We start from the raw sequence: 9,433 nt of genomic DNA, 5'->3' as shown, positions 1-9,433 counted from the left end.
TTGCTGTTGTTGCTGACGTTGTTGTTCCTGCTGTTGCCTTTGGGCTTGCTGTTGTTGCTGACGTTGTTGTTCCTGCTGTTGCCTTTGGGCTTGCTGTTGTTGCTGACGTTGCTGATCCTGCTGTTGCCTTTGGGCTTGTTGCTGTTGCTGGCGTTGCTGATCCTGCTGTTGCTTTTGGGCTTGTTGCTGTTGCTGGCGTTGCTGTGCTTGCTGCTGACGTTGTGCTTGCTGGTCAGGTTGGTTCTGAGGGCGCTGCTGTTGCTGTCTTTGAGCTTGCTGCTGCTGGCGTTGTTGTTCCTGCTGCTGACGTTGCGCCTGTTGTTGTGAGCGCTGGGTTTGATCTGACTGCTGTTGCCTTTGCGCTTGTTGCTGCTGTTGGCGTTGTTGCGCCTGTTGCTGACGCTGAGATTGGTTATCTCCAGGCCTTGCATTCGGTTGATCAGAACGGGCTCCGTTTGCAGGGTTTGGCCGTGCAGCCGGGCCTGCATGATTAACCTGTACTACTTTGTTGTCAGGTTTTTCATTACGCGCTACTTCCCTTAAACGGGCGGCGTTGTTACGGTTGATACTCGCATTACCGGCCTGCCTGTTAGCTATGCCATCATTTGGGTTTTGTTGACGATAAGCCGCCGCATTTACTACCCTTGCAGGCCTTGCATCTGGCGCTCTCCTTATTTCAGGGCGATAGATATTCACGGTATTATTGACTACCCTGCCTCCGCCGTTTGGCCTGTTAACATTAGTGATGTTGTAAACACGCACATTACGGTTGTTGGTAACCTGCCTGATCTCATTAATTCTCGGGCCGGTTATATAAGTGCGGTTGTTATTAACATAAGTGTTGTTAATAATAGTAGTACGGTTAATTACATTTACCACGCGGGTTTGTGGTACATAATAGTTGTAAATGTTTGGTCTGTTGATATAAGCCTGTGGTGCGCAAACCCAGTAATTATCAGGTACGCGATAGCTATTACCAAAAGATATGCTGATGCTAATGCCTGGTTGTAAAGGCGCCCAACCATAATAGCCGCCGCCATGCCTCCAGCTTACCCAAGCCGGTGCCCATTCATGCCCCGGGATCCATTCCCAGCCATAATAATCGTCATAACGCCACCTGCCGTAGTGAAATGGTGCCCAGCCCCATGAGTAATCAGATACCCAGGTATTACCATAGTCGGTAACAACCCAGTGACCGCGGGTTGCGTATGGTCTGAAATTGTCTTCTGCATCGGGGATCCACACGTTACCGTATTGAGGGTCGTTAACCCAGGTGCCGTACGGATCAAGTTCGTCGTAAAACTCCTGGTCGGATACGTAGCCTCCTTCCTGGGCTTTACTCATGTTTGGTGCGGCAAGCATTATCAAAAATGCTATTAAGCTGATGCCGCATATTTTATTGATGAATTTCATAATAATAGTGTTTAAAAAAAGCCTGTTATATTGTTGTTGCTAAATATATGACAGGCAGAAGTATAAAACGTTTAAAGCAAAAATTGTTTTAACGTGTTTATTCAAACTCAACCTGTGTAATTATAGGGATAAAATTTTATTGCTATCTTGTGTACTACGCTTAAAAATTAAATAATTTTGCTACTTGTTTTATAAACTACAACTATGAGCACAGTAAATATTCCACGTCTGGATCTGAATACCTATATAAACGGCACTGCCGACGAACGCAAACAATTTTCGAACGATATCGGCAAAGCTTTTAACGAAACCGGCTTTGTTACCATTACTAATCACGGTTTAAGTAAAGAGCTGATAGATAAACTTTACGAACAGGTTAAGACCCTGTTTGCATTGCCCGATGCTGTAAAACAGCAATATGAAATTCCGGGCTTGGCTGGTCAGCGTGGTTATACTGGTAAAGGCAAAGAAACTGCTAAAGGCTTTAAAACTCCCGACCTGAAAGAGTTTTGGCAGATTGGCCAAACTGTAACAGACGATGATGCGCTGAAAGCCCAGTATCCGGATAACGTAACAGTTAACGAACTGCCCGAATTTAACCCAACCACCATCGAGGTTTACAAAAAGCTGGAAGCTGCCGGTAAATATTTGCTGCGCGCCATAGCCGTTTACCTGGAACTGCCGGAAACCTATTTTGATGATAAAGTGCACAACGGAAACTCTATCCTGCGTAACCTGCACTACTTCCCGATACTGGATCCCGATTCGGTTCCTGATGACGCGGTACGTGCCGGTGCACATGAGGATATCAACCTGATCACCTTATTAATAGGCGCCAGTGCCGACGGGCTTGAACTGTTAACCCGCGATAACAGCTGGTTCCCGGTTAAGGCATATGGTGAAGATCTGGTAGTTAACGTGGGCGATATGTTGCAGCGTTTAACCAACAATAAATTAAAATCAACCACTCACCGCGTAGTGAACCCTCCGCGCGAGCTGATGAAGTTCTCCCGTTTTTCTGTGCCGTTTTTCCTGCATCCCAAATCAGATATGGATTTGACCAGCCTTGATTCGTGCATTGATGACCAGCACCCTAAATTATACACCGATATTACCGCTGGTGAGTATTTGGATGAGCGTTTGAGAGAGATTGGTTTAAAGATGTAAGCAAAAACATGTTTATAACAACAAAAGCCCTTTCAGTTTTGAGAGGGCTTTTCTATAATATCTTTCCCAATGATGCCCGAAGACAAATCCCACTACCCATTTAATAAAGATTTTTGCGTTTACCTTGAATATCATTTATCCAGGGTATTCAAAAACTTTGAGGATGAGGAAATTAAATTTTTTTGGTGCGATGGGGTAGTAATGCCATTTGTTGAAGAGCAATTGACGGCTAAAAGCGTTAATGGCACCCGTAAAATTATAACGAAAGCCTGGATCGGTGCGGATGGGCAAGGGGAATATGAAATGACTATAAATTTCGGCCCGAAAGCGCTTAGCAGGTACGCCCGGGGATTAGATCTGAAAGCATGTGTTCCGTCTGAAGATTCTTTGGATTGGATTACGTTTGCAAGAGATGAAAAGAAAATTGAGTTATGGCTTAAATAGGGGAAAGCTCCTGTTTTTGCGGGGCTTCTGCAAGTAACGCTAATTGGGGGGCGATTTTAAGGCTATAAGTTAAATTAATAAAGCAGCTGAAGACTTACGAAGTTTTTAAAACTTCGTAAGTCTGGATTCTACAACAAAGCCCTCTCCAAACGGAAAGGGCTTTCACATTTAATATAGGTAGATGAAATAAATTTACTTTGCCAGTACCGCTTTGCTATCAACGCTTTCACCGGCTGCCTGCCTTCTTTTATACAATACAAATAAAGCAGTTGCCAGTACTCCGATAATGCCCTCAATACAAACAGCTTTACGCGGGCCAAGTTCATTGGCTAACCAACCGGCCATCAAACTGCCTACGGGGATCATGCCCTGGTAAGCCATAACGTAATAGCTGATAGCCCTTGCCCTCATGGCTGGAATAGCATGTGTTTGGATGTAGGTATTAATGGCCGATGTTTGCGCCATCATCCCAACGCCGGTAAATACCATGAATGTTAAAGCAAAAGGCAGTTTGCCTGCATAAGCTACCATCAATACACTGGTGCCGAAGATAAGGCTGGCTATAGACATGATCTTCACCAGGTTTTTATTGGTTTTTAAGTTGGCCAAATACACCGCGCTGATCACCGAACCTAAACCTGCAGCGCTCTCAAACCAGCTGAAAGTTTTGGCATCGCCATTAAAAATATCTTTCGCAAAAATGGGCATCAAAGTATTAAAAGGTATAACGAACAAGCTGCTTGCGGTAAGCATCAGGATCATGCTGCTTAAGTCGCTGTCGCCTGATACATATTTGAAACCTTCCTGCAATTCTGTCCAGATGCTTTTTTCTGAACGAATGGGCACTATGGTATCCAGTTTCATCATGAATAAACAGGCAAGCACCGGGATGTAGCTCAAAAAGTTACCAAAGAAACAAACGTCCTCACCAAAAGCGCTCAGTACTATGCCTGCAATGGCTGGGCCCGCAATACGGGCAAGATTGGTCATGGTTGAGTTTAGGGCGATGGCATTAGGCAGATCGGCTTTGTCATCAACCATATCCACCATTAATGATTGGCGGCAGGTAACATCAAAGGCATTTACAATGCCCTGCAACAGGCTTAAGCCAATGATTGCGGGGATATTATAGATCTTGAAAAAGATCATGAAAGCAAAGGCTCCGGCCTGCAGCATGGATACCACCTGGGTGATAACCAAAATGCGGTAACGGTTATGCCTGTCAACAATACTGCCAGCATATGGGGCCAATATCAGGGAGGGGATCAGGCTCACAAAACTTACAATTCCTAATAACAGGGCCGAACCTGTAAGGCGGTAAACCAGCCAGCTTACTGCTGTTTTTTGCATCCATGTGCCAATGAGGGATATTGACTGACCGTAAAAAAACAGCTTAAAATTACGGTACTTTAAAGAGCGAAAGACATTCATTTGTTCAATTCATAACAAAAGCAAATTCAGGGGAGTACTTAATGCAAGACTATTGAATTGTTTTATGATGCAAATATCGCCCATATTGATACATTTGTAAAATAGATTGTTTTAATAGAATTGATAGGTAAAAACGATTGATTATGGAATTACGTCAATTACAGTACTTTGTTAAAGCTGCCGAAACCATGAACTTTACCGAGGCGGCAGCGGCTGTGTTCATTACACAAAGCACACTATCACAACAGATCAAACAGCTGGAAGAGGAACTGGGTATGCTCCTGTTCGACAGGATAGGCAAGCACGTGCGTATAACCGAAGCCGGGCATATATTTTTAACCCATGCCCGCAAAATCCTTAATGATGTACAGCGGAGTAAACAAGCCATCAGCGAGTTGCAAAACGCCACCACCGGCGAGCTGAACCTTGGCGTTTCATACGCTTTTACTTCTTTGTTGTTGCCGGCATTGGCGCCGTTCAGTACCAAATATCCGGGCATCAAGATCTTTATTACTTATGGGAGCCCGGAGGAGCTGGAAAAAAAACTACGACTGGCCGAGCTGGACATGATCCTTGCTTTTCATAATGAAAGTGACGACGAAGACCTGGAAATGCAGGAATTGTTCAGTTCGAGCGTGGTAATGGTAGTTTCTAAAAACAATCCATTGGCCCAACTCAAAAAAGTAAGCCCGGAAGAGCTTGCTAAGCTTGACCTCATCCTGCCGGGAAAAGGGTTCAGTTCGCGCGATTTTATTAATGATCTGTTCAACCGTAAAAAGATAGTACCCAACATCAAAATAGAACTGAACGACGTACATTCATTGCTGGCCCTGGTTGAAAACGGCCATTGGGCAACTATCCTGAACGAAAAAGCCATCATCGGCTGGAATAAAGTAACCGCTATCCCCATCGAATCAAAAGATATCAAACGGCAATCGTATATCCTGTGGCAAAAAGGTGTTTACCGTAAACGTGCGGCTATTTTATTTATTGAGGAATTGATGCGGGTGATGGAGAGTGAGTAATAACATATTCATAATAATATACATTCCCGGGTTTATACGGAATTTATTTGTTGCAATGCTGCTTGGTAGCAATAATTTTATCTCATTGCTTAATTACTTTAAAGACATTTTCATTACCATCCAGCGTTAGGTGCAGCGAATAAACCCCGGTTTTAAAATCTGTAACATCCAGTTGTAATACCCCTGATCGGTTATTGAATTGTTTGTTATACACAGGACGCCCATCGCTTACGGCATATAGTTGTACAGATACGTTGTTTACCAGGGTAAGGCCAATATTTATATTAAGCGTATTTTGGAAGGGCACAGGATATGGACTGATAATGCCCGACAGATTTATTATTTTTTGTACTATGCCCTGGCATTCTTTATCGGTAGTTACACTTAGTTTATTGTTGCCGGCGTTAAGCTGCAAGTTGATACTGCTATTATTCGTGGTATAGTTAGTACCATTAAGGCTGATATTATATACAGCTCCACCTGTAAGCACCAGATTTACTGTTTTCTCCTCCGTGTTCACGGTTGAATATACCGCCAGATCTTTAGGCTCCGTAATCACTAAGTCATAGCATTGCTTATAATTGCCTTGCTCGGCCATGGTAATGCACAAATTGTAGGTGCCGGCGGGCAGGTTATTAAATGCTCCTTCGGTGGTAAATGGCAATGTTTTATTTAAACTGGGTCCGGTAAGCGCGGCGGTATAGCTGAAGGCTTGGGCCGCGCGGATATTAATTGAGCCGTTAGCGCTGCCTTTACAGGTAGCGCTAACCATGGATATGGTAAAGTTAGTAGTGGGTAGGTTAAACTGGATAATGTTATTTTTAAATATTGTAGCATTGTTGCCAAGATAATTTGATACAATTAATTCAGGAGCCTGATCGCCGTCAAGGTCGGCGGCGGCAATAACGCCTGGCTGGTAATTGGTTTTATAATCAACTTTAGTGGCAAGGTTAATAGCGCTTGCTGTGCTTGTATTTTTTAATACCGATATGGTGCTGCTAAGATTTGCAACCGCAATATCGGGCAAACTATCGCCATCCAAATCCGCAACAGCAATTGACGTGGGGCTTGTGCCGGTTGCAAATTCAACCCCTTTAGCGTAGCTGATATTATCTTTGGTACTGGTGTTTTTAAAAATCGATATGGTGTTTGATTTGGTGTTTGGCACAATAATCTCGGGTTTGCCATCATTATCAATATCCATTATAACGGGCCTGTGTGAGTTTTTGCCGGCGTATAACACGGTTGGGAATGTCACCTGAGTAAAAGAGATCCTCCCGATAGTACTTGTGTTTTTGAAAACTGAGATATAGCCATAGTTATCTGAATTTACAAAGCCTGGCAATACAACTACTATATCGGGTTTGCCGTCGCCGTCAATATCAGATAGCTTAACACCCAGCGGATAGCTAACATTAGGAAGTGTCACAGCGTCTTCAAAAAAAGTATAGTTTTTTACAGTGCCTCCGTTTCGGAATAAAGATATATTAGCACCGTTGTTGCCGAAAGATAAAAGATCAGGCCGTCCGTCACCATCAATATCACCCACTGAGGCTTCAAGGGCGTAGTCGGCTGGTTGTATAACTTGCCCATAGGCAAGAAATGAAGTATTGCCCGGTGTACTGCTGTTTTTATAGGTTTGGACGGATACCCCATTAGCGGTCACCAGGTCGGCTTTGCCGTCTCCATCCAAATCGCCGGTGGTTATATATTCACCGCCCCGGTTTTCATTAAAATTGTTTTTGAAAGACAGCGCGTTTTTTGTACTGGTATTGCTTAAAACCGCTGTACCGCCGCCGTTAACTATTACATCAGGCTTGCCATCGTTATCCATATCTTTAACGCTTACCCATGATGCCTGGGTTACACTACCGATATCCTGTTTAACAGCAAATGTAGCTGGGGTAAACGTGTTTTGCGATTTAAAGGTAACATTAAAACCCCCTGACGCATATGCGGTTAACTGGTTTACGGTTACAGTGAGTGGCCCGGCAGTAGCTCCTTCAGGCACTTTCACGGTGAGGGTGCTATTAGTGGAGGTAATTACCGTAGCTGTTACAGCGCCGAAGTAAACTAAATTGTTGGCAGCGGTTGTGCTAAAGTTTTCGCCTTTGATGGTTACTATTGAATTAACATTGCCAAAAAGAGGAGAAAAAGAGTTGATAACCGGTTGCGGTGTAGTATATGTAAACTGGTTAAACGCGGCAGTACCGTTTGGTGTGGTTACAGTGATCGGGCCGGTGGCTCCGGTACCAACTGTTGCGGTAATTGTTGTTGGCGAAACTACTGTAAACGATGCCGCATTGCTGGTGCCGATTTTCACCGATGAGGCGTTGCTAAAGTTATAACCGGTAATAGTTATTACTGTGCCAACACTACCCAGGCTGGGTAATATTGTGTTAACTACCGGGGGGGCTGCCAGGTTGTCGGCGGTTCTGGTACGTACGTAGATGAGGCCATTTGTATAGGCATACACCGGATCACCATTGGGCGCAAAAGCTATAGAATGATTGGTTCCTGAATATGGTATCATCCCATTGCTTCCGGCGTCAACCCATTCACCCTTACTTAATTTAAGCAATTGTCCGTCGGTATAGCTGTTTAACGAATTATACTGTAAAAATGCAAGGTACATTTGCCCGCCCGGGTTAAACAGTAATTTGGGTGTGTTGGCCTGCTTATACGATCCGGTAGGGCCGCCAAAAGCCTGCCAGCTATTATTGGTAAATACGTCAACAACAATTTCTTCCGTGGTGATATCATAAAATGCCATATAAGGTGTACCATCCGGGCCTATTAATAGGTTAATATCCCGTATGGCATCCTGGATAAAGTTTTCGGTTCCAACGGTTGCCCAGGAGGTGCCGTTAAAGCGTTTGGCATTGGGTTTATTAGATAAAATATCTAAATAAGCAACATAGGGTACATTGTTTTTATCAATGGCGATATTAACGTTAGTCACATTATTTGCAGAAAACGCGGCCTTCCCAACATACACCCAGCCCCCGTTGCTGAACTTTTGTACCGATATAAAACCTCCATATTGATTATCGGCATAAGCTATATAGGGCGTGCCGTCTGGCGCGATTGTTATTTTGAAATCGGTACCTCCATATGGGGCAATATTACTTCCTAAATTTACCCAGGCCGTGCCATTATATTTTTTAACCACGCATGAGGATTGGCTCGAGTCCCTGTAAATCACATACGGTGTTCCGTCTGGTGCCAGGTCCATATCCAGGTTTGCCGAAAAAATGCCCGACTGTGATATGGTTGGGGTTCCCGTATATTGCCAGTTGCCCGACACATATTGTTTGACAGATGCTTTACCATTATTAAATGCATCATTAAAGGCCACGTAAGGCACGCCTGTTTTGGCCACTTTCAAAATTACGTTGCTTGATGCCTGGATAGATATGTTACTTGAACCCACGTTTGTCCACTGCCCATTGGTGAAAATTTTCACAATTAGCTTTGATCCCATATTATAATCAGAGTATGTGAGATAGGGTGTGCCGTTTTTGGATATGGCAATGCTGGTATAAGTCGCTTTATTTTCCGGGAGATTGGTAGGGCCCACGCTTGTCCAGTTGCCTCCGCTCAATTTTTTCACTACGGGTTTGTCTTTGTCGCCGGCATCGCAAAAAGTAATGTACGGCGTGCCATCCGGCGCCATAGCCATATTAATATAATTGGCCGCGCCTTTTGAAAGCCCCGCTGGGCTAACTACTGTCCACGCCCCGTTTTTAAACTGCTGCACCACCGCGGCGCTCCCTGCGGTTGAATCCTGGTACGCTACATAAGGCATGCCATCGGCAGTTAGCGCCATGGTAACATTAGTAGCCCCCGTGTTACTAAACCCATTCACGCCAACAAGCTCCCATTTGCCGTTTACCAGTTTTTTTACTGATACCCTATTCTTGTTTTTTATAGCTGCATAGGCTGCGAACAGT

Annotated in this window: 6 protein-coding genes; 3 read left to right on the top strand and 3 right to left on the bottom strand. The window is 44.2% G+C overall.

Going from position 1 to position 9,433, the window contains the following annotated elements:
• On the bottom strand, positions 1 to 1,413 hold a 1,413-nt coding region (locus VF500_RS10430; RefSeq protein ID WP_330859614.1), incomplete at its 3' end, for a DUF6600 domain-containing protein.
• Positions 1,414 to 1,617: 204 nt separating this feature from the next.
• Between VF500_RS10430 and VF500_RS10425 the strand changes: the two genes are divergently transcribed.
• Positions 1,618 to 2,580, top strand: coding sequence for an isopenicillin N synthase family dioxygenase (locus tag VF500_RS10425; RefSeq protein ID WP_330859613.1), 963 nt, complete (start codon positions 1,618 to 1,620; stop codon positions 2,578 to 2,580).
• 69 nt (positions 2,581 to 2,649) lie between these two features.
• Positions 2,650 to 3,024, top strand: coding sequence for a hypothetical protein (locus VF500_RS10420; RefSeq protein WP_330859612.1), 375 nt, complete (start codon positions 2,650 to 2,652; stop codon positions 3,022 to 3,024).
• Between the two features lie 192 nt (positions 3,025 to 3,216).
• Here the strand turns inward: VF500_RS10420 and VF500_RS10415 are convergent, their stop codons facing one another.
• A complete protein-coding gene (locus VF500_RS10415; RefSeq protein ID WP_330859611.1) occupies positions 3,217 to 4,455 on the bottom strand; it encodes an MFS transporter in 1,239 nt (412 codons plus the stop codon).
• A gap of 143 nt (positions 4,456 to 4,598) precedes the next feature.
• On the opposite strand from VF500_RS10415, the gene VF500_RS10410 reads away from it, so the two are divergent.
• Positions 4,599 to 5,480 (top strand): LysR substrate-binding domain-containing protein, encoded by an 882-nt coding sequence (locus VF500_RS10410; protein ID WP_330859610.1) that lies wholly within the window; start codon positions 4,599 to 4,601, stop codon positions 5,478 to 5,480.
• 82 nt (positions 5,481 to 5,562) lie between these two features.
• Here the strand turns inward: VF500_RS10410 and VF500_RS10405 are convergent.
• On the bottom strand, positions 5,563 to 9,433 hold a 3,871-nt coding region (locus tag VF500_RS10405), incomplete at its 5' end, for an FG-GAP-like repeat-containing protein (protein WP_330859609.1).

It is taken from the genome of Mucilaginibacter sp., assembly GCF_036383575.1.
Lineage (GTDB): Bacteria > Bacteroidota > Bacteroidia > Sphingobacteriales > Sphingobacteriaceae > Mucilaginibacter.
Note: the sequence above shows the minus strand (reverse complement) of the source record. Positions and strands in the feature narration are given on the sequence as shown.